20 protein-coding genes and 2 tRNA genes are annotated in these 23,174 nt (G+C 32.2%); 1 reads left to right on the forward strand and 21 read right to left on the reverse strand.

The window, feature by feature from the left end:
* Nucleotides 1–64: 64 nt before the first annotated feature.
* From nusG to BN1075_RS06905, 13 genes are all read right to left on the reverse strand, one after another.
* Nucleotides 65–586 carry a transcription termination/antitermination protein NusG gene (gene nusG, locus BN1075_RS06845; RefSeq protein WP_040192316.1) on the reverse strand — a complete coding sequence of 174 codons (522 nt, stop codon included), beginning with the start codon at nucleotides 584–586 and terminating at the stop codon, nucleotides 65–67.
* 47 nt (nucleotides 587–633) lie between these two features.
* The gene (gene secE / locus BN1075_RS06850) at nucleotides 634–858 is read right to left on the reverse strand and encodes a preprotein translocase subunit SecE (protein WP_040192317.1); all 225 of its coding nucleotides are present in this window, start codon (nucleotides 856–858) and stop codon (nucleotides 634–636) included.
* Between the two features lie 39 nt (nucleotides 859–897).
* Entirely contained in the window at nucleotides 898–1,047 is a 150-nt protein-coding gene (rpmG, locus tag BN1075_RS06855; protein WP_035135045.1) for a 50S ribosomal protein L33, read from the reverse strand.
* Nucleotides 1,048–1,295: 248 nt separating this feature from the next.
* Nucleotides 1,296–2,489, reverse strand: coding sequence for an elongation factor Tu (gene tuf, locus BN1075_RS06860; RefSeq protein ID WP_040192318.1), 1,194 nt, complete (start codon nucleotides 2,487–2,489; stop codon nucleotides 1,296–1,298).
* Nucleotides 2,490–2,568: 79 nt separating this feature from the next.
* A tRNA-Thr gene (locus tag BN1075_RS06865) sits at nucleotides 2,569–2,644 on the reverse strand.
* A gap of 82 nt (nucleotides 2,645–2,726) precedes the next feature.
* Entirely contained in the window at nucleotides 2,727–3,368 is a 642-nt protein-coding gene (gene sigH / locus BN1075_RS06870) for an RNA polymerase sporulation sigma factor SigH (protein ID WP_040192319.1), read from the reverse strand.
* 72 nt (nucleotides 3,369–3,440) lie between these two features.
* The gene (locus BN1075_RS06875) at nucleotides 3,441–3,950 is read right to left on the reverse strand and encodes an NYN domain-containing protein (RefSeq protein ID WP_040192320.1); all 510 of its coding nucleotides are present in this window, start codon (nucleotides 3,948–3,950) and stop codon (nucleotides 3,441–3,443) included.
* Between the two features lie 18 nt (nucleotides 3,951–3,968).
* Nucleotides 3,969–4,694 carry a 23S rRNA (guanosine(2251)-2'-O)-methyltransferase RlmB gene (gene rlmB, locus BN1075_RS06880; protein ID WP_040192427.1) on the reverse strand — a complete coding sequence of 242 codons (726 nt, stop codon included), beginning with the start codon at nucleotides 4,692–4,694 and terminating at the stop codon, nucleotides 3,969–3,971.
* Between the two features lie 306 nt (nucleotides 4,695–5,000).
* On the reverse strand, nucleotides 5,001–5,795 hold the full coding sequence (gene thyX, locus BN1075_RS06885; RefSeq protein WP_040192321.1) for an FAD-dependent thymidylate synthase: 795 nt from the start codon (nucleotides 5,793–5,795) through the stop codon (nucleotides 5,001–5,003).
* Nucleotides 5,789–6,211: a Mini-ribonuclease 3 gene (locus BN1075_RS06890; protein ID WP_040192322.1), complete on the reverse strand. Its 423-nt coding sequence runs from the start codon at nucleotides 6,209–6,211 to the stop codon at nucleotides 5,789–5,791. Before BN1075_RS06890 ends, thyX begins: the two co-directional genes overlap by 7 nt.
* 225 nt (nucleotides 6,212–6,436) lie before the next feature.
* Complete coding sequence (locus BN1075_RS06895; RefSeq protein WP_040192323.1) at nucleotides 6,437–8,149, reverse strand: proline--tRNA ligase; 1,713 nt, start codon at nucleotides 8,147–8,149, stop codon at nucleotides 6,437–6,439.
* Between the two features lie 320 nt (nucleotides 8,150–8,469).
* Nucleotides 8,470–9,165: a 2-C-methyl-D-erythritol 4-phosphate cytidylyltransferase gene (gene ispD / locus BN1075_RS06900; protein WP_040192324.1), complete on the reverse strand. Its 696-nt coding sequence runs from the start codon at nucleotides 9,163–9,165 to the stop codon at nucleotides 8,470–8,472.
* Between the two features lie 16 nt (nucleotides 9,166–9,181).
* Nucleotides 9,182–10,273 (reverse strand): PIN/TRAM domain-containing protein, encoded by a 1,092-nt coding sequence (locus tag BN1075_RS06905; protein WP_040192325.1) that lies wholly within the window; start codon nucleotides 10,271–10,273, stop codon nucleotides 9,182–9,184.
* A 372-nt stretch (nucleotides 10,274–10,645) separates the two neighbouring features.
* Here BN1075_RS06905 and BN1075_RS06910 point away from each other — a divergent pair, with 372 nt between their 5' ends.
* The gene (locus tag BN1075_RS06910; protein ID WP_040192326.1) at nucleotides 10,646–11,065 is read left to right on the forward strand and encodes a hypothetical protein; all 420 of its coding nucleotides are present in this window, start codon (nucleotides 10,646–10,648) and stop codon (nucleotides 11,063–11,065) included.
* Between the two features lie 123 nt (nucleotides 11,066–11,188).
* Here BN1075_RS06910 and disA read toward each other — a convergent pair whose 3' ends face one another.
* The 8 genes from disA to BN1075_RS06950 form a co-directional block, all read right to left on the reverse strand.
* The gene (gene disA / locus BN1075_RS06915) at nucleotides 11,189–12,253 is read right to left on the reverse strand and encodes a DNA integrity scanning diadenylate cyclase DisA (protein ID WP_040192327.1); all 1,065 of its coding nucleotides are present in this window, start codon (nucleotides 12,251–12,253) and stop codon (nucleotides 11,189–11,191) included.
* Nucleotides 12,254–12,277: 24 nt separating this feature from the next.
* Complete coding sequence (gene radA / locus BN1075_RS06920; RefSeq protein WP_040192328.1) at nucleotides 12,278–13,642, reverse strand: DNA repair protein RadA; 1,365 nt, start codon at nucleotides 13,640–13,642, stop codon at nucleotides 12,278–12,280.
* A gap of 176 nt (nucleotides 13,643–13,818) precedes the next feature.
* Nucleotides 13,819–16,314 (reverse strand): ATP-dependent Clp protease ATP-binding subunit, encoded by a 2,496-nt coding sequence (locus tag BN1075_RS06925; protein ID WP_040192329.1) that lies wholly within the window; start codon nucleotides 16,312–16,314, stop codon nucleotides 13,819–13,821.
* Between the two features lie 168 nt (nucleotides 16,315–16,482).
* On the reverse strand, nucleotides 16,483–18,219 hold the full coding sequence (locus BN1075_RS06930) for an ABC transporter ATP-binding protein (RefSeq protein WP_040192330.1): 1,737 nt from the start codon (nucleotides 18,217–18,219) through the stop codon (nucleotides 16,483–16,485).
* A 27-nt stretch (nucleotides 18,220–18,246) separates the two neighbouring features.
* Complete coding sequence (locus BN1075_RS06935) at nucleotides 18,247–19,488, reverse strand: aminopeptidase P family protein (RefSeq protein ID WP_040192331.1); 1,242 nt, start codon at nucleotides 19,486–19,488, stop codon at nucleotides 18,247–18,249.
* 312 nt (nucleotides 19,489–19,800) lie between these two features.
* The gene (locus BN1075_RS06940; protein ID WP_040192332.1) at nucleotides 19,801–20,034 is read right to left on the reverse strand and encodes a hypothetical protein; all 234 of its coding nucleotides are present in this window, start codon (nucleotides 20,032–20,034) and stop codon (nucleotides 19,801–19,803) included.
* A gap of 190 nt (nucleotides 20,035–20,224) precedes the next feature.
* The gene (fusA, locus tag BN1075_RS06945) at nucleotides 20,225–22,300 is read right to left on the reverse strand and encodes an elongation factor G (protein ID WP_040192333.1); all 2,076 of its coding nucleotides are present in this window, start codon (nucleotides 22,298–22,300) and stop codon (nucleotides 20,225–20,227) included.
* Nucleotides 22,301–23,017: 717 nt separating this feature from the next.
* Nucleotides 23,018–23,092: transfer RNA gene (locus BN1075_RS06950), tRNA-Asn, on the reverse strand.
* Nucleotides 23,093–23,174: the final 82 nt, after the last annotated feature.

A 23,174-nucleotide genomic window follows, 5' to 3' on the forward strand; every position in this document is an offset into this window, starting at 1 on the left:
GCGGGCGTTAAGCCCTCCCACTTAAATAGAACTAATCCTTAGGATTTGCCCTACTAAGTCTCTCTTAAAGTTTTTGTATTTGATTAAAATCAAGTTCAACAGATGTTTCTCTGCCAAACATGTTTACTAATCCCTTAACCTTGTGTTTTTCTATAGATATTTCGGTAATAACTACGGTGAAGTCTTCAAATGGTCCTGATATGACTCTCACTTGTTCTCCTACTTCCACATCTATGTTCACTTGTTTTTCAACAATTCCCATGTTATGAATTTCGTCTTCTGTTAAGGCTACAGGTTTTGATCCAGGACCTACGAACCCAGTAACCCCTCTTGTATTTCTTACGATATACCAAGAGTCGTCAGTCATAACCATTTTAACCATAACATATCCAGGGAAAACTTTTCTAAGAATAGTTTTCTCTTTACCATCTTTGATTTCAACTTGTTCCTCCATCGGCACTTGTATGTCATGAACGAACTCGTGTAGGTTTCTATTTTCGATAACCTTCTCAAGATTAGCTTTTACTTTATTTTCGTAACCTGAATATGTATGAACTACATACCATTTTGCTTTTTCTCCTGCCATAGCTCCAGGGGTAATAATCCGTATTCCCCCTATACCTCCCTTTTAAATTATTTAAAAATCAAATTAAAGAGGTTTTTAAAACCAACATCTAACAAACCTACAGTTATTGTATAAAGAAGACAAAAGCATACTACAGCCGCGAAAGCAGTTTTCACTTCATCTTTAGCTGGCCATGTTACTCTTTTAAATTCTGCCTTTAAGTCGATAAAGAACTGTACTATCTTCATTCGTTTTTTCGGTTCTATTGTTTTAACATCAACTTTTACAGCCATTTTATTCACATCCCCAAAATATTTGAAGTTCTATATGAACTATTTTGTTTCTTTATGAAGTGTATGTTTGTGGCAGAATCTGCAGTATTTTTGCATTTCAATTCTGTCTGGATTATTTTTCTTGTTTTTCATTGTGTTGTAGTTTCTTTGTTTACATTCAGTACATGCTAAAGTTATTTTAACTCTCACAATCAACACCTCCTAGTTGCGTGTAATTAATTTCAATTTATAAAAAAATCCAATAAGCTTAAATAATTATTTGTTATCATTAACTGCAATTTGTTACTTTAACACTCTATCACATGTAGTGCATCATGTCAAATGTAAATACTTTCTTAATTCAAACCATTTTATTACTTATAAATTCACGCCATTAGATTTTTCTTTTAAAAGGACTAGGTTTTCAAAACCCAGTCCTATTTATTTTTTATTTGTAATTATTCAACGATAGAAGTAACAACTCCTGAACCTACAGTTCTTCCACCTTCTCTGATCGCGAATCTTAATCCTTCATCCATAGCGATTGGAGTGATTAATTCAACGTTCATGTCGATGTGGTCTCCAGGCATTACCATTTCCATTCCTTCTGGTAATTTGATTGATCCTGTAACGTCAGTTGTTCTGAAGTAGAATTGTGGTCTGTATCCATCGAAGAATGGAGTGTGTCTTCCACCCTCTTCTTTTTTAAGTACGTATACTTGACCTACGAATTTTGTGTGTGGGTGTACTGAACCTACTTTTGAAAGTACTTGACCTCTTTCGATGTCTGTTCTTTGTACTCCTCTTAATAGAGCTCCGATGTTATCTCCAGCTTGTGCTTCATCAAGAAGTTTTCTGAACATCTCTACTCCTGTACATACTACTTTTCTCTTATCTTCGCTTAATCCAACGATTTCGATTTCATCTCCTACATGAAGTACTCCAGCTTCAACTCTTCCTGTTGCAACTGTTCCTCTTCCTGTAATTGTGAATACGTCCTCTACTGGCATTAAGAATGGCTTATCTGTTGCTCTCTCTGGAGTTGGGATGTAGCTATCTACTGCTGCCATTAACTCCATTATGCATTTAGATGCTTCTTCATCTGTTGGGTTTTCTAATGCTTTTAATGCTGATCCTGTTATTATTGGAATATCATCACCTGGGAAGTCATACTCAGATAATAATTCTCTGATTTCCATTTCTACTAATTCTAATAATTCTGGATCGTCTACCATATCAGCTTTGTTTAAGAATACAACTATGTATTGTACTCCAACTCTTGATGCTAGTAGGATGTGCTCTCTTGTTTGAGGCATTGGACCATCTGCTGCAGATACAACTAGTATAGCTCCATCCATTTGTGCAGCTCCTGTGATCATGTTCTTAACATAGTCAGCGTGTCCTGGACAATCAACGTGTGCATAGTGTCTTGTTTCTGTTTCATACTCAACGTGTGAAGTGTTGATTGTTATTCCTCTTTCTTTTTCTTCTGGTGCTTTATCGATATCAGCATAGTTGAATGCTTCTGCATATCCTCTGTTAGCTAATACTGATGTTATAGCAGCTGTTAATGTAGTCTTACCGTGGTCAACGTGTCCTATAGTTCCAATGTTAACGTGCGGTTTGCTTCTTTCAAATTTTGCTTTTGCCATTTTAAATTCCTCCTTATTTGGAAAACATTATATTTTCACTTGATTAATGTAAACTTATCCACGTGTGTTGCTATTTAATTGGAGCTCATAACCGGGATTGAACCGGTGACCTCCACCTTACCAAGGTGACGCTCTACCTACTGAGCTATATGAGCATTCAATACTAAATTTAAGCTTATAAAATACTTTTATCAGTTTTTTATTATATATTAAACTAAATCATTTGTCAACACGGTTTCAGCTTTGTTCCAAACACTTTTCAAGCTTTCTTTTCACTCGCTGTAACGCATTATCAATAGACTTAGCTTGCCTGTCTAAATCACTTGCAATTTCTTGATAGGATTTCCCATCAAGATATGAATTTAGAACCTCCATCTCTAAACTTGATAGAACTTCTCCTATCTTACTTTCAATATTCTCCATTTCCTCTCGGTCAATGATAAGTTCTTCAGGGTCAGATACCTTTATACCGGATATTATATCCAATAATGTCCTATCTGATTCCTCATCATATATAGGTTTATTCAAAGATATATAAGTATTAAGCGGAATATGCTTTTGTCTCGTTGCTGTCTTAACTGCCGTTATTATCTGTCTAGTTATACATAACTCTGCAAATACCTTAAAGGATGCTAGTTTATCGTCTTTAAAATCTCTGATAGCTTTAAAAAGACCTATCATTCCCTCCTGGTATATATCTTCCTTGTCTGCCCCAATTAAAAAATAAGATTTTGCTTTGGATTTTACAAAGTTTTGATATTTACAGAGAAGATATTCCAAGGCTCTGTCGTTACCTTCTTTTGCCATAGCTACTACTTCTTCATCTTTTTTCCCTACAAATATGGAGTTGTGTTCATTATTGCTATTTTCATTCCCCAACAATATCCCCTCCAAAGCGTAAATAACCTCAACTAAATTATACATTAACAAATTTTATGTAGTCAAGATTAATTACCTACTTCTCCTAATCTTTTCTAATTTTTCAGCACTTTCTTTATCAATATACTCTTCAAAGAGATTTCTTTGGGTTCCCCCAGTGGTTTCACAACGTTTAGCTATCCTATTCTTCTCATCATTTATCCAATGATAAAACTCCAAAGAGGAAACTCTACTTGCTCCTCTTTGGAAAATCAACTGCTGTTCTAACGAATCAGAAGTTACTACATAGACCTCAGATTTTCTACCAATATTATTAACTGTTCTTTCAATATAACTATCAGCAGTCTCATCTGTCTTTGTAAATACTATTGTCAAATTGCCGATTCTCTCTTTTTTTTCTAAGCTTCCTTTAACCATATGAGCATCAAATACCAATACCACCTTACACCCCTTATAGGCAGCATAGTTTAATAGCAAATCAATCAGCTTAGTTCTTGCACTTTCGTAGCTATCATTTTTCAAGCTATTTAATTCCGGCCAACTATTAATTACATTATATCCATCCACGAAAATATGTTTCAATTTACTAACCTCATTATCCTATTTTAATCTTTGTTTAAGTATTTCATAGCTAATCATTCCGCAGGCAACAGATGCATTTAATGAATTAACCTTTCCTACCATAGGTATTTTCACTAAAACATCACATTTGCTTTTTGTAAGCTTAGAAATTCCTTTTCCTTCACTTCCAATTACAAGTGCTACTGGACCTTTTAAATCTGCATCATAACAGTATTTTTCACCATGCATATCAGCTCCATATACCCATATACCAGCTTCCTTTAATTGGTCAACAGCTACATTAATATTTGTAACCTTAGCGATTTTAATATGCTCTGTAGCTCCAGCAGAAGTCTTATATACTGTAGCTGTAACCCCTACATTTTTTCTTTTTGGAATTATTATTCCATGAACGCCACATACTTCTGCAATTCTTATTATTGATCCAAAGTTATGAGGATCTTCTATTTCATCAAGAACTAATATAAATGGATCCTCTTCTTTTTCCTTAGCACCCATTATTATGTCTTCTATTGAAAAATATGTATACGGTGTAACTATTGCTATAACACCTTGATGAGCGCCTGTTTCGCTCATACCATCTAATTTAGCTCTCTCAACATATTTAACAACAACTGACTTTTCTTGTGCTAATGCTGTAACAACACTAATTGAACCCTTAGTATCACCTTTAGCTATCATTATGTACTCTATAGTTCTATCAGATTTTAAAGCTTCTATAACAGCATTTCTTCCTTCTATCATATCTTCTCTTGCAGCCGCTTCAAATCTCTCTGCTCTTACAAACTCTTGTGCTTGCTCTCTACCATAGTTCTTTTCTCTTCTTGGAGCTGGTGAATATTCATTTCTATATTCCTCTCCGCTTCCACGCTTAGTCATATGTTGGTCTCTTCTGTTCTTGCCTGTACGTTTTGGCTTTGCTACTTCTCCTGAACCATAACCACTTTTGTTTTTTCTTCCATATTCCATCTTTATCTCTCCTATTACTATTTTGTTTAATATTTTTCTTTAGTTTATTATCAATATTTATTTACCTTAATATATATTTTTTTAAAGATTATTATATTTATCTCTCATTTCTATAACTCTTCCACAAGTCATAGCTCCCTCTGTGCAAGGTCCTTTAACGCATGCTGGACCACACCCTATAAATATATTAGGTGCTACTGCTTTTGCTTGTCTAAGCATTTCGTCAGCCATATCTCTAATTTCCCACTGAGCTCTATCACAGCATCTGTGTCTAAAGAAATGCTTTAATTCCCTAGCATTCATAGTAACTATAATCTTTGTTTCACATGCATTGGGAAACACATATCTAGCATCTTCTATTGCAGTTTTCTCTGCCTTTGACCTCAATGACTTAAGTTCTTTTTCTGTAAGCTCTTCAACATTTTTGCTAGCTTTAAATTTTTCAATAGATTTATCTAAGATTTCAGCCTTTAATATTTCAACTATCTTATCATAATCCTCTTGATCCCTTTTCATCGCTTCTACAAATATTTTCTTACACTCTTCATTTGCAGCAATAGCTGGTGGAATTATATACTCAAATGCTGCTAGCTTAACATATCTTTGACTTTGCTGTGAATACGAAGCAACTCTGTGTCTAACTAATTGATGTGTTAAACTTCTTGATACACCCTCAATAGCAAAAGTAAAGCTTACATGTTCCATTGGTGACTCATGCCCATAGCTTGAAAGCATTTTTATAAATTTTGCTGTTGATTCTTCACTTAAGCCTTCTGATATTTCATCTACGCCAACTGCGCTATAGCACAACTTAGCCGCTGCTGCTATAACCTTTTCTGGATTTGGTGTGTGCTCTAAAATTTTAACTTTTAACATTTAGTTTCTTCCCCCGCTTCAATAATCTTATTAAGCAAATAATTCATTCTATCTGTTTTCCCTGCAATATACAGATAACCTATAATTGCTTCGAACCCTGTAGCCCATCTATATTCGCTTACATCTGCATTTTTTGGTGCAGTTGATTTTGTATTTCTCCCCCTCTTAAAAACTGCCATCTCATCTTCTTCTAATAAATCTAGAATAGCTTTAGCATAATTACTTTGAGCTTTAGCTTTAACATATGCAACAGTTTTAAGATGAAGCTTTTGTACCTTCATCGTCTTGTTTTCACTAAGTAAATAAGTTCTAACAAACACCTCATATACAGCATCCCCTATAAAGGCTAATGTTAATGGACTAATGAGGTGCGCCTCTTCAGGTTTAAACTTTTCCTTTAGTATATCAAACTCCATAAACTTCTCCTTCGAAATAAACCTTCGTAAATTATAAGTTACATATAATTATAGTTTATATTCTTTATCTTTCCTAGACATATATTTATAAATCAAATCTACCTTCAATCATTTTACCATAAATATTTATTAATATACTTTTCATCTTAACTTTCTCCAAATTTAATTAATAATAAACAAATAAGACTATACTTACTTGAGGTTAAGTATAGTCTTATTTGAATCTTAAAATCTTATATTATTCTTTTCTAATTCAGCCTTAATTCTTTCCACTGCGTTCTCTATAGTTACTTCTTCAATATCATTTCCAGTTCTTAATTTAAACTCAACCATTCCCTCAGTAACCTTCTTACCAACAGTTATTCTCATAGGTATACCAATTAAATCTGAATCCTTAAACTTAACCCCTACTCTTTCATTTCTGTCATCTAGTAGAACCTCTATTCTATTAGCTTTTAATTCATTATATAGCTTTTCTGACACTGCAACCTGCTCTTCATTTTTCATATTGGCTGGCATTACAATTACTTTATATGGAGCTATCTCCATTGGCCATGTAATTCCATTTTCATCATAGTGCTGTTCAATAATCGCAGCAACGGTTCTATTAACACCAATACCATAGCATCCCATTACTAGTGGCTGCTCTTTACCATTTTCATCTAAGTAATTAGCTCCCATAGCACTTGAATATTTAGTTCCTAATTTAAATATGTGGCCAACTTCTACTCCTCTTCTAATATTTATTGGAGCTCCACATTTGGGACAGCAGTCACCTTCTACAACTGTTCTAAAGTCGCCAATAGTTCCTTCAAAATCTCTTCCGTAATTAACATTGTCGTAATGATATCCTGTTTCATTAGCACCAACTATAAAGTTCTTCATACTTACTACTTCTTCATCAACAAATAATAAGTCAACCTTTAAACCTATTGGTCCAGCAAATCCAACTTCAGCTCCAGTTACTTCTAGAACTGTAGCTTCATCCGCCATTTCTAATTCAAAATTTCCTTCAATAGCATTAGTAAGCTTAGTTTCATTTAGAGTTCTGTCTCCCCTTACCATTACACCTATTACTTGTTCACCAGCTTTGAATATAAGTGTCTTTGCAAACTTCTTGCTGTCAGTATTAAAGAACTTTTCTAATTCTTCAATAGTCTTAACATCTGGTGTTTCAACCTTTATCAACTCTTTTTCTGCCTCAGATGATTTTTCACTTAATTGAGATGTAGCCTTTTCTGTATTTGCTGCATAGCTGCACTTAGAGCAGAATGCAATTTCATCTTCACCACTATCTGATTTAACCATAAATTCAGCAGAGCTAGAACCTCCAATGGCTCCTGAGTCAGCCTCAACTGCACTAAACTCTAATCCACACCTTGTGAATATTTTACTATATGCTTCATGCATTTTATCATATGACTTATCTAAACCTTCACTATCCTTATCAAAACTATAAGCATCCTTCATTAAAAATTCTCTAGACCTCATAACTCCAAATCTTGGTCTTCTTTCATCTCTATATTTCATTTGTATTTGGTATAAGTTAAGTGGCAATTGTTTATATGACTTAATTTCACTCCTTGCCAAATCTGTAAATATCTCTTCATGGGTAGGTCCAAGGCAGAAGTCTCTTCCATTTCTATCTTTTAATCTGAACATCTCTGGACCATAAGCATCCCATCTTCCTGATTCCTGCCATAAGCTTGCTGGAATTAAAGCTGATGCTGATAGTTCTTGAGCTCCTGCTTCATTCATCTCTTCTCTAACAATGTTCTCAACATTTCTTAATACTCTAACCCCTGTTGGCATAAAAGTATATATTCCTGTAGCTGACTTTCTAATTAACCCAGCTCTTAACATAAGCTGATGACTTATAATCTCTGCTTCTCCTGGCACTTCCCTTAATGTACTTATTAACATATTTGATAATCTCATTTAATACACCTCATTTTAATTTTATATATTTAAATTCAATAATTAATTTTAATTGTTTTGATTTTAATTTTCTTTATATCGTTACAAGAAAAAAGTACTTAATCTTAACAAAATAAAAAAAGATAGAATCCACCCCCATTAGGGCGAATTCTATCGCGGTACCACCTAAAATTTATTACTTAATTCATTAACGGCCTGCAGCCGGTAGCTGTTAACTACTGCTCTGAAGTAGGTTCAAAGCTGTTGAGAATCTCTCAGCCCATGAATTCTCTCTCTGTGGTTCTGCTCCTACTAGTCTTCGTCATCACATATATTATATTTTATTCATTGCTAGAGTTTTTTAATATGTTTTCCCCTATAATCATATCATCAGGGGTTGTAATCTTAATATTAAAATAGCTTCCTTCATAAAGATACACCTTATGGTTAAACATTTCAACAACCATTGTATCGTCAGTAACCATTTTTCTGTTTTTATTAAGCTTCTCATGACAATCCAATATTAATTCATACTTAAAGCATTGTGGTGTTTGCACTAAGAAGGTAACTTCCCTATTTAAGGTTTCCTTAGAAAACCCTTCAGAATCCTTTAATTTAATAGTATCCTTTGCCTTAACTCCACAAGTACATGCACCATGAATATGGGCCATTTTAATACCCTCATCAATAATCTCATTAGTTATAAATGGTCTTGCACCATCATGAATTAATACTATATCACAACTTTTTATAGCTTTCAACCCATTATATACTGAATCTTGTCTCTCTGCTCCACCTGATACTAAAGATTTAACCTTAGAAAAGCCATACTCTTTAACAATACTATTCTTGCAGTAGTCCATATCCTTTTCTGCACATACCAAAACTATCTCATCTATCTTTGAATTATCAGAAAATGCTTTTAATGTGTGATATAAAACTGGTTTATCCTGCAGAGTTAAAAATTGTTTATTAATTCCTGCACCCATTCTTTTTCCTTGACCTGCAGCTAAAATAAGAGCTATATTCTTTCCCATAAGTCCTCCATTGTCCCTAATCTTCCTTTGGTCTTGCAAATATCATTCTTCCTGCGGCTGTTTGAAGTACTGATGTAACTACAACCCTAATATTCTCACCTATGAATTTTCTACCTTCTTCAATAACTATCATAGTTCCATCATCTAAATATGCAATACCTTGGCCTGCCTCTTTTCCATCTTTTATCACTACTGTATTCATCACTTCTCCAGGCAATAAAACTGGCTTAACTGCATTAGCTAATTCATTAATATTTAAAACTGGAACTCCCTGAAGTTCTGCCACTTTATTCAAATTATAATCATTTGTTATTACTTTTCCATTTAAAGTTTGGGCAAGTTTAAGAAGTTTAATATCTACTTCCTTTATATCTTTGAAATCACCTTCCCAAATTTCTACCTTTATACTTAATTCCTTTTGGATTTTATTAAGTATATCTAATCCTCGTCTACCCTTTGTTCTCTTTAACGAATCAGACGAATCTGCAATATGTCTAAGCTCATCCAATACAAATGTTGGTATTACCAGTGTGCTTTCAATAAAACCTGTTTCACAAATATCAAAAATTCTTCCGTCTATTATTACAGAAGTATCTAACACCTTTGGACAACCCTTATCCACAGCTACCTTATTTTTTGAATCCTTAACACCGGTTTTTCTTAGGTTAGAAAAAACATGCATAATTTCATCTTTTTTTCTAACGCAAATATCCGCACATAATACTGTAATTATTATAGTTACAATTACAGTTATTATAGTAAATATCACGGACTCAATTCTTATCAATGATGATAGTAAAACTGATATAACAAGTCCAATTAAGGCCCCAACCCCTGCAAATACGATATCAATAACAGGTACCTTCTGTGCTGACCTTTCTAAGTATTCCATACTTTTTATAATTCCTGAATTTAAAACTGGTGAAATAAAATAAAATATAAGTCCGACAAATAAAATGCAAAAAACAACAAATATAACTGGTGCAAGAGGAATTTTACTTAATCCTAGTTTTGATACAAATTCCATAGATACGCCCCACGCACCTAATATATATCCAAGAACGCCTCCAATTAAAGTAAACAGCCCTCTTAGTATTTTTTTCAGCATTATAACACCTCCCTAAAATTTAATATTATAACTTGATTATTTACAACTTTTAACCATAATATCCTATATTATCGACTTATTTTAAACATTCTTAAGTTTTTTCAATAATCATACATTACCCTTTACAATTAATATATATTATCACTTAATTCATTTCAACGAAAACTAAAAATATTAACTAAAATTTGATTAAGTATATATAAATTTAATCTTTTACAAATTTCCCCTTAAACTAATAGTTTGAATATATTCCCATCAACTAAAAATAATATCAAAGTCTTCATCACCCCCTATCAATAAATTAAATAATGAGATATCATATATTTAAAGATATTTCCAGTAAGCACATAGGTTTAAAAGGAGTGATACATTATGAAGGATCTAATATTTGATGAATATCAAAATTCCGTTGATAGCTGTCTTTTAAGACATAAGAGTATACTTGATATACTAAGTAAGATTCAGGAATCCCAAAGCAGAGTTAACAGATCCGTTGTAAAAGCTGTTACTGGCTGTGGATGTATTAAAATCAAAGCTGAAAAACAGAATATTAATTACTCTTTAAGCAATGAAGAGTTAGATAAATTAACACTCGATGATCTAGACGTCCAACTAAGTTCACACCTTGAAGGATGCATATGTGAAAATTGTAGAAAAGTAATTGAAACTGAAATAGGCAACCACTTATTTTACATAACCTCATTATGCAATAGTTTAGATCTAAATTTATACGATATACTTCTTACTGAGTATAAAAACATTACAACCTTCGATAAATTGCATTTACTTTAATATTAATACAATAAAAAGTAATAATAAATATTCTTTAACAACTCAAACGGTCTTTATTTAAAATAAGCTAATTTAAAATTTTTAATATTATACTAAAGAATAGCACAAAGCCTTAGCTTTGTGCTATATTTGTCTGTCCAAAATAAATCTTTCCTTCAATGTTCTAAGTCCGTTTTTTATAGCTTTAGCACGTGCCTCTCCAATACCATCTACTAAGTCTAACTCTTCTAAGGAAGCATTCATAATTTTTTGAAGTTCCCCAAAATGCTTTACCATATTATCTACGATACTTGATGGAATTCTAGGAATCATATTTAGAATTCTATATCCTCTTGGTGAAATCAATTTATCAACTAACTGAATTCCAGGATACCCTAACACCTTTGCAATTATATCTAAATCAAGTAAGTCCTGTGATGAAAGCTTCTCTATATTCTTATATATTTCCTCATATTTAGCTTCATCGCTGCAATAATCTCTGATTAATCTTCTTCCCTCTTGCTCCACTCCATTAATCAATTCATATAACTGCATAGAAATAAGTCGTCCTTCATTTCCAAGTTCACATATATATGTTTCAATTTCATATACAATCCTCATTACCATCTCATTACGCTGAACTGCAGTAACTACATCTAATAAACTTGATAAATCCTGAAGCTCTAATAAGTTCAAATTGCTTATAACACGATTTAGTACAAGCTGATATTTCTCCAGTGTTTGGATAGCCTGATTAGCTTTAGCTAATACTTCTCCACTCTCTCTTAATACATATTTAATATCACCTTTATATAAACTAATAATATTTCTTCTTTGTGAAATAGCTACAACGATATCGCCTGTCTGCTTAGCAACTCTTTGTGCTGTTCTGTGTCTAGTTCCAGTTTCTTGTGTCACAATTGAAGGATTAGGCATTAATTGCGTATTTGCATAAAGAATTCTTTTCAAATCGCTGCTTATAACTATAGCTCCATCCATCTTAGCCAGCTCATATACATATGCAGGAGTATACTCTGAATTTATTGCAAAACCTCCATCAACCATTTTTAAAACTTCTTCTCTATCACTTAACACCACGAGTCCACCTGTTTTTGCTCTTAGTATATTATCTAATCCTTCTCTTAACAAAGTTCCTGGAGACATGATATTTAATATTGCCATTAACTCCTTCTGCTTTTGTTCCCTCATAAAACCCTCCTATAGCTGCTTCTACTAAAATATTTTCGAAACTGCTTCTTTAACTGTTGTTACACCAATAAGATTTACCATCTTATTAGTTATTTTTGCTTTGTTTTTTTCAGGTAAGATAATGTTCGTAAATCCCATTTTAACAGCTTCATTTATGATTTTTTCAGCATGTGCTATAGGCCTTACCTCACCTGTCAATCCAACCTCACCAATTACCAAAAGGTTTTCTAGTTTAATCTCACGACTTTTTATGCTTGAAATTAAAGCTAACACTATACCTAAATCTCCATAGGTTCCATCTACATTTAATCCACCAACTACGTTCACATAAACATCACTGTTATAAAATGGAACTTTAAGCTTCTTCTCTAAAACTGCTAGAATTAAGCTCAATCTTTGATGATCGACTCCAACCGCTGTCCTTCTTGGCATAACAGCTTTAGTTTCACTTGCTAATGCTTGTATTTCTACTAATATAGGTCTAGTTCCTTCTAATATTCCAATAACTACTGACCCCTCTTGCTGCATTGATTTTTCTTGTAAAAACACAGATGAAGCATCTGTTACTTCCTCAAGACCACTTTCTCTCATTTCAAAAACACCAATTTCACTAGTTGTTCCAAAACGATTTTTAATAGTTCTTATTATTCTAAACTCCTGTGTTCTTTCACCTTCAAAATAAAGTACTGTATCTACCATATGTTCAAGAACTCTTGGTCCTGCCAATTCACCTTGCTTTGTAACATGGGCCACAATAAATAAAGGAATATTTTTTGTTTTTCCAATTCTCATCAAGTCATTAGTACACTCTCTAACCTGAGATACACTTCCTGGTGCTGACGTTATAGTTGCTTTATATAAAGTCTGTATAGAGTCTATTATTACAAAAGTTGGCTCCATAGATAAAATATGCTCTTCAATTATATCTATATTAGTTTCGGAAACTATATAAAGCTCATTACATGTAGCTTTAAGTCGTTCTGCCCTCATTTTTATCTGTTCTTCGGATTCCTCACCTGAAACATAAAGAACCTTACCATATTTTTTTGCTATATTACTTGCACTTTGAAGCAAAATTGTAGATTTTCCAATCCCAGGATCTCCTGAAATTAAAGTTAAAGACCCCTTAACTAAACCCCCGCCTATAACTCTGTTTAACTCCCCAATACCTGTATCTAATCTTTCATATTCGCTAGATTTTACTTCAGTTATACTTTTAGGCTTATTGCCTGATGATATTGTTACAGCCCTCTTAAAATTATTTATGGACTCATCCTTAACTTCTTCTGTAAATGTGTTCCATCCATTACATCCGGGACATTTTCCCATCCATTTTGGTGACTCATATCCACATTCATTACACACAAACATCTTTTTTATCTTGGCCATAAAACACCTCACCCACTAATAAAAAATCATTAGTTTTTCTTCCCTTATTTCATATTCTAAATATATTTATACACTAATAAATAATTTCTATACAATTAAAACCACTTATTCAAGTGGTTTTAATTAAACGTGCACAGTAATTATATACCTATTTTTACATTAAAACAATATAACTTCTACATGGATTTCATGATCTTCAAATCATTATTATCCATATCCACAGTAATACAATCAGTAACTTCTAAATTTCCTTTTAATACTTCCTCAGCTACTCTATCTTCAATTAATTTAGTAACTAATTTTCTTAGTGGCCTTGCTCCATAAGTATCTGTTTCACTTTGTTTACTTATATATAATTTAACTGCATCTGTTACTGTTAAATTAAGCTTGTTTTTTCTCGCACGTTCACAAAGTGCCCTAACCATTATATCGGCTATACTTATCATATCTTTTTCTGTAAGCTTACGAAATACGATAATTTCATCAACTCTATTTATAAGCTCTGGCCTAAATGTCTTCTTTATATCCTCAAGAAGTATTACCTTCATTTTCTTATATTCTTCCTCATCCTCTTCAAATGGCTTTGCAAATCCTAAGGAATTTTGTTTTTTAAGCATGGCTGTGCCAGCATTTGAAGTCATTATTATAATTGTATTTTGGAAATTTATCTTTCTACCTGTTGAATCTGTTAGTATTCCATCGTCTAATATCTGTAACAATATATTGAATATATCAGGATGAGCTTTTTCAATTTCATCAAATAGAACTACTGAATACGGCTTTCTTCTTATCTTCTCTGTTAATTGTCCTCCATCATCAAACCCAACATATCCTGGTGGCGATCCGATTAATTTAGAAATAGAATGCTTTTCCATGTATTCTGTCATATCAACTCTTATCAAAGCTTCTTCGTCATCAAATATTGCTTCTGCCAGGGCCTTTGATAACTCCGTCTTACCAACTCCAGTTGGTCCTAAGAAAATGAAACTTCCAATTGGTCTCTTAGGATCTCTAAATCCAACCCGAGCCCTTCGCACAGCTTTTGATATAGCTTCAATTGCTTCCTCTTGACCAATTACTCTTTCTCTTAATATATCTTCCAGCTTCAAAAGCTTTGCAGTTTCTTTTTCAGTTAGTTTGTCAACAGGTATTTTCGTCCATCCTGCTAATACTCTAGCTATTTCCTCTTCATCAACTCTAATCCTCATGGTCTCTTTGCTTCCAACAAGATTTCTCTTTTTAGAATTAATAGAACTTCTAAGAGTATTCTCTTCTTCACGTATAACTGCTGCTTTTTCAAACTCTTCATTTTTAACTGCAAGGAGCTTACACTCTATTAAAGTATCTAAATCTGATTCCATTACTTTAACTTCTGTATTTCCATTAATGCTGCTAGCTTCAATTCTCGACTTAGCTCCAGCCTCATCAATCAAATCTATCGCTTTATCAGGGAGATATCTATCTGGAAGATATCTAGAAGATAAATTTACTGCTGCTTCAATAGCTTTATCTGTAAACTCTACCCCGTGATAAAACTCATATCTCTCCTTTAATCCTCTCAATATTTGTATTGCTTCTTCCTTTGATGGTTCACTTATCAAAACTGATTGAAATCTTCTTTCTAAAGCAGAGTCCTTCTCAATATGCTTTCTAAATTCTTCTATTGTAGTTGCTCCAATACATTGTAATTCTCCCCTTGCCAATGCTGGCTTTAATATGTTAGCAGCATCTATAGCACCTTCGGCTCCTCCTGCTCCTACAATTGTATGAATTTCATCAATGAATAAGATAACATCCTTACTTTTAGTTACTTCTTCAATTAGAGATTTTAAGCGTTCTTCAAATTCACCTCGATATTTTGTTCCTGCAACCATGGTTGCCATGCTTATGCTTACAACTCTTTTATTTCTTAATACCTCAGGTACTCTTTCCAAATAAATTAATTGTGCTAAACCTTCAATTACAGCAGTTTTTCCAACCCCAGGCTCACCTATTAAACAAGGATTATTTTTCATCCTTCTGCAAAGAATTTCTAAAACCCTCTCTATATCCTTTTCTCTACCTATAACAGGGTCTAGTTTTCCTTCCATTGCATAAGCAGTTAAATCCTTTCCATACTTATTAAGTATAGGTGTATTTATTTTTATATCCTCATTAAATTCATTACTATTTTCATTTAATACTATATTCCTAGCTGTTCTGTATCCCTCCTGTTGATCTCTTATATTGGATTTAACAGTTTTAGAGCATCCATCCTTTAACTGATTCGTTAAATTTCTAAAATCAACATCCAATCCATCCAAAATGGTATATGCCACTCCACTTTCCTCTTTTATAATTGCCAAAAGCATATGTTCAGGTGAAACAAATTCCTCACTCAGAGCTCTAGCTTCAACAACACTGAGTTCCATTAGTTTTTTTGTCCTTGGAGTTAAATAAATATCCTCTTGTTGTACTTTACTTTCTCCATACCCAACTAAATCTTCAACTTTTTTGTTGAGAACCATATTGCTAACTTTAATATTACTTAATAACTCTGCAGCAATGCCGCCTTCTTCAGAAATTCCCATTAAAACATGTTCTGTCCCTATGTAATTATGTTGAAACTTTCTTGCTTCTCTGTGAGCGTACATGAGAACCTGACGTGATCTTCCATTATATTTATTAAACATAACTCTACCCCTTGTCATTTCCTATTTTCCTATATAAATAAGTTTACCCATTTTTACCATTAATATCCACACATTTTGGTATAAAACTAAAAAAACTCTCCTTTAAAATAAAATGCTCCCTGTTAACTTACCAGGGAGCATTAAAAATTGCTTAACTTTATTTAATTCTTACTCTGCTATATCTCTCATAAATCCATTAAATTGAGAATTATATAATTTCGCATACATAGAGTTATTTTCAATTAATTCCTTATGATTTCCTCTTTCTAAAATTCCATCACTAGTTATAACCACTATTTCATCAGCATTTTTTACTGTAGATAGTCTATGAGCCACTACTATTGTGGTTCTTCCTTTAGATAAGGCTTCTAATGATTTTTGAATAACCAGTTCCGAAGCATTATCAAGAGCTGATGTAGCTTCATCTAATATAAGTATTGGTGGATTCTTTAAAAATACCCTTGCAATTGATATCCTCTGCTTTTGTCCACCAGAAAGCTTAACCCCTCTTTCACCAACATAGGTATCATACCCATCTGGAAGTGACATTATGAAGTCATGGATATTTGCATTTATGGCAGCTTCAACAACCTGTTCATCTGTTGCTTCTGGATCCCCATAAAGAATATTATCTTTTATACTACCTGTAAATAAAAATACGTCCTGTTGAACAACTCCAATATTCTTTCTTAAAGACTTAATAGTAATTTCTTTTATGTCATTTCCATCAATTGTTATTTTTCCACTTGTCAATTCATAAAACCTCGGTATAAGATTACAAATTGTTGTCTTTCCACCACCAGATGGTCCAACTAACGCCAAGGTCTTTCCAGCTTCTATATCTAAATTAATATTTGAAATTATTTCAGTACTATCACTATACTTGAAAGTAGCATTATTAAATTGAATTTCACCCTTGATATTTTCTATATCCTTAGCATTTTCACTATCAACTATATCAGATTTAGTATCCATTAATTCAATAAATCTCTTAAATCCTGACATACCAGACTGATATTGTTCAACAAAAGAAGTTAGCCTTCTTATAGGGTTCATAAAGTATGCAATATATAGAAAATACGTTGCTAAATCTACAACTCCCAAAGATCCATTATAAACAAAATATCCTCCAAAACCTAATACTACAACATTAAGCATATCAACAAAGAATCTCATTCCAGACATAAACTCTGCCATATACTTGTAAGCATAGGATCTGCTTTCTTTAAATTCACTATTTCCCTCATCGAATTTATCCATTTCGAACTCTTCATTTGTAAAAGATTTTGAAACCCTTATTCCTGATATACTATTTTCTAATTTTGTATTTACTACAGCAACCTTTTTTCTAACATCATAGAATGCTTTAGACATTTTTACTCGCTTTGACATTGCAAAGATTATTATTAAAGGTATGCAAGCAAAAACTATTAGTGTTAACTTAATGTTTATTGTGCATAACAAAATAAATGAACCGATTAATGTAACTATTGATATAAATACATCTTCTGGACCATGGTGTGCTAATTCAGATATATCCATCAAATCATTAACAATCCTAGACATAATTGTTCCTGTCTTATTATCATCAAAATAGCTAAAAGGTAATGTCTGCAGATGTGCAAAAACTTCCTTTCTCATATCATACTGCAGTCTTACGCCCATAACATGCCCCCAATAATCTACTACGTAGTTAGCTATCAGTTTTATAACATATAACCCTGCAAGTACAGCTGTAAATATAATTATTGCCCTCAGGTTTTTATTTGGAATTGCATCCTTTAATAAGAAATTTGTGAGCATTGGAAATACTAAGTCCATGGCTGCTACTAAAAATGCACAAAGCATATCTATAAAAAATAGTTTCTTATGCGGTTTATAGTAAGCTAAGAATCTTTTTATCATTTTAAGTCCCCCCCATTATAAATCTAATTAATTTTTCATATAGTTTTCTATATCTTCTACAGATTTTATTATATTTTTAGATAAATTCACATATCCATCCTCTGTAACTAATATATCATCTTCTATTCTAATTCCAATTTTTTCCTCTTCAATATATAATCCTGGCTCATCAGTAATAATCATACCTGCCTTTAGCTCTATACCTCTCGGACCAACATCATGGGTATCAAGTCCTAATGGGTGTGCAACTCCATGGTAATAATATCTGTCTATCTCTGAATCTTCTTTTATAAGGCCTATAGCTTTGCAGCCTTCTGATAAAACTGCTTTTGCAGTCTTTTGTAAGTCTAAAGTTGTTACACCAGGCTTTACGGCTTTCATAACTTCTTCATTAGCTTTTAAAACTATGTTATAGATGGCTTTCTGTCTTTCCGTAAATTTACCATTAACCGGAAATGTTCTGCTTATATCTGCATTATAATATTTATATTGTGCACCTAAATCAAGTAATAATAAATCCCCATCAGCCGTTTTAGAATTATTCTCTCCATAATGAAGGATTGTACCATTAACTCCCGCCGCTGCAATGGTTGGAAATGCAAAATCTTTAATTCCATTTCTTTTAAGTTCAAAATCAAAATATGCTTCTATTTCATATTCCATCATACCTGGTTTAGCATTTTTCATCATTGATAAAATACCTGTATTGGTAACTTCTATTGCTTTAGTGATTAGCTCAACCTCCTCCTTAGATTTTACCGTTCTAAGCAATGCAATTTCATGATATATATTTTTTATTCTTATGTATGGATATTTATCAAGCATTTTTTTTGCAAAATCTTGTGCTTCTGTTGAAGCCATCTTAAACTCTTGTCTTTCTAAATCTAAATATATATTTTCAACATTAATTCTACTTAAATAACTTCCAACAGTATCATTAAAATCCTTTATATATTTAACATCTGTTAAGCCTGAAATCTCATTAACTTCATTAGCACTAATAGTTTTTCCTACCCATTTTTCCATTACTGGATCACTTTCTTGTATAAATAAATGCTCAATAATTTTATCCTCATCTTTTATAATCATTAGTATTACTTTTGATTCATCAATACCTGTAAGATAATAGAAATTTCTATTTGGTGTAAATTTATATGTCTCATCAGCAGACTTATAAGGTGCTTGTCCTGCGAAAAGTATTAAAATAGAACCATTGTGAAGCTTCTCTGAAATTTTTCTTCTGTTTGAGATAAAAAACTCTTTATTCATTTATATTCCCCCTTTAAAATAAATCTTTAATCATGTTTACTTTATCAACTTATTACTTTATTAACTTATTAAACCCACAAATATTATTACAAAATTTAATTACACATACTCATTTGTTATAACTTTAAAATCTTAAATTATAACTATAAGTAGAATTTTTATTAGATATAAATTTTAAATACCTAATAGACTACTCTAATAATATTACCTTTTTTTATTATTAAATATATTTTATACCAATATTTTAATTTTAATATAATCACTGAAAATATGCAATTATTTAGAGTTGCTAAATAATTATTAACTTTGAAATTATCTTCTTTTTGATGCTAAAATACGATATCCTCTTTCAAATTGCTGTCTATCAATAATATCAAACTTATCACTTTCTAAAATGGAGCATAGAACCTTTACGTCATCTTCACCAGTATCCTGCATATCTATTTGGAAATTATCAGTTGCTCCTATTATCCCCATATAATCATGAATATAGCTGTAATCACTTAGGTTAATGCCTCCTGATATATTCATTCTATAATCAGACATAATTGGCCCCCTTTCATATTTAGTTAAGGTTAATCTTTATTACTAAATAAAAGTATAATTTAATAATATGATAACCTTATTTTCAAAAAATAACCTAGAAATAAATAAATTTATAAAAAAATAACCTATGGAATGAAATTCTCACTCCATAGGTATCTCTATTTCATATTTAAAACTTTGTAACTTGAATTTACGCTTCTTTTTTAATATCAGCTATTATTTTATTTACTATGTCATTAGGAACTTCTTCATATCTTTCAAATTTTGTACGGAAGGTTCCTCTTGCACCAGTAATACTTCTTAAATCAGTTGCATAGCTGTATAATTCTGATTGAGGTACCTCTCCAATAATTCTCTGCCCTTTAGATACAGGCTCCATCCCAAGAATCCTACCTCTCTTCTTATTAATATCAGCTATAACATCACCCATATAATCATCTGGAACATCTATTTCAATATACATTATTGGCTCAAGAAGTACTGGCTGAGCATCTTGAAGTCCTTTCTTATATGCTAAAGAAGATGCAACCTTAAATGCCATTTCTGATGAATCAACTGGATGGAATGAGCCATCATATAAAGTAGCCTTTAATTTAATAACTGGATATCCCGCTAATACTCCATGAGATATACATTCTCTAAGTCCTTTTTCTACTGCCGGAATATACTGTCTAGGAACGGCACCACCGACTACAGCATCTACAAATTGTAATTCATCTTCACCATCAATTCTTGGCTCAAATTTTATCTTAACATCTCCATATTGTCCATGCCCACCAGATTGCTTTTTATGTTTACCTTGAACATCAGCAAGTTTTTTAATTGTTTCTCTATATGGAGTCTTTGGCACTCTAAGAAGAACCTCCGCACCAAATTTACTTTTTAGTTTACTCACAAGAACCTCTAAATGAGTTGATCCTAAACCTGAAATAACCATTTCGGCATTTTCTACGTCCCTAGATATTGCAAATGTAGGATCCTCTTCTAACAATCTTGCAAGTCCATTAGAAATCTTATCTTCATCACCTTTTGCATTAGCTACTACAGCTCGTGAATAAACTGGTAATGGGAAAGATAGTCTTTCATACACAACAGGTTTATTAGCTGCGCATAACGTATCTCCTGTACTTGTATATTGCAACTTAGCTACTGCTCCAATATCTCCAGCTTTAATTTCATTTACTTGATTCTGTTTTTTACCCTTTAGGAAATATAATGAACCTAACTTCTCATCTTTTTCCTTAGATGAATTATATACTAAACTATCTGATTTAGCAGATCCAGTTATAACTCTAAACATAGATAATTTACCTATAAATGGGTCAACAACAGTTTTAAATACTATTGCGGAGAATGAATCCTCTTCATTAATTTTGACTTCAACCTCATTACCACTTGCATCTTTAGCTGCATATGTTGTATTCTCAACTGGTGATGGGAAACATTCAACTATATCTTCAAGTAAGGTCTGAATACCAACACCTGTTATAGCTGAACCACACATAATTGGACATATTTCTCCTTTGGATGCCCCCTTTACTAATCCTTGATATATCTCTTCATTACTAAGTTTACCTTCTGAAAAATACTTTTCAAGTAATTCTTCATCAGTTTCTGCAATAGCTTCCATTAACATCTGCTTACACTCATCAACCTTACTAATTAATTCAGTAGGTACTGATGTTTCATCCATAGCATTTGTTTTTGGATTATATAATCTCGCTCTGTTTGATACTATATTAACTATACCTTTAAAATCACTTTCTTTACCTATTGGATACTGAATAGGTACTACTGATGTACCAAATTTTTCTTTTAACTGTTCTAATACCTTCTCAAAGTTGCTATTTTCACGATCTAACTTATTTACAAAGATTGCTCTTGGTAATTTACGATCCATTGCATAATCCCATGCTTTCTCTGTTCCAACTTCAATTCCTGATACTCCACAAACAGTCATCATTGCCATATCAATGGCGCATAATCCTTCAATAACCTCTCCTTCAAAGTCAAAGTATCCTGGCATATCAACCAAGTTAATTTTTACATTATTCCATTCACAGCAAGCTACTGATGTTGAAATAGATACCTGTCTTTTCTTTTCTTCTACATCATAATCACTTACTGTAGTTCCATCTTCAACTCTTCCAATCCTATCAACTTCCTTAGTCTGATATAACAAATTTTCCATAAGACTTGTTTTGCCTGAACCACCATGGCCAATTAAACCAACGTTTCTTAGGTTGTTACTTTTATACTCTTTCATAAGGCGTACCCCCTAAAATAAATTTAGTGTGTTAAGTTAATATATTAGTAAATATATTGTTTATTCTACAAAAACTTCATTTCTCCTTTAATTATCAGAATATTTATAATATTTAATTAATATGTCCGGTAATTAATTAACATTTTTCTGTTCACTGTATTTACTAAACTATTAAATAGTTTTACCTTAATAAAGTATCTTATAACATAAATGTTTGTACTTTTTTCAAACTTCAAAGGTTTTTACTAGTTACTTATAACTTAAACACTTCCTTTATAATTCTATGGGCATCCCCCTAATAATATTTCTTATATTGTACAATTTTTTTCATGTAAATTTATTTATGGTGATATAAAAATAATCCACAGATAAGTTATTTATGTTTATAATTTAACCACAATATTAGGTTAATTGTTCATAAATATTAATGTGCTTATTACGATATGCTCTAAAAGTAAATGATATCCACAATGAAAGCTGAATAATGTGTATTTTAAAATATGAAATATTAACTTATCCACACTAATATTAATTTTAATTTATAACTTTAATATATGAATGAGTTCTATTTATGTAAATTTGGAGTAAAAAAATAGAGAGATGAAAATCATCTCTCTATTTTTTTGTGTTTGATTCATAGCATTAATTTAATAGTTATTCAAAAAAGTAAAAAAGATAATTCTCATTATCTACTTATACTTAACTATACATAAAAAATGGCTCCGCGAAGAGGATTCGAACCTCCAACCTATCGGTTAACAGCCGAGTGCTCCACCGTTGAGCTATCGCGGAACATTTACCTGGCAACCACCTACCCTCCCACACAGCTTCCCATGCAGTACTATCGGCCTCTTAATGCTTAACCTTCGTGTTC

This window comes from Clostridium culturomicium (genome assembly GCF_000821305.1).
In the GTDB taxonomy this organism is placed as follows: domain Bacteria; phylum Bacillota; class Clostridia; order Clostridiales; family Clostridiaceae; genus Clostridium_J; species Clostridium_J culturomicium.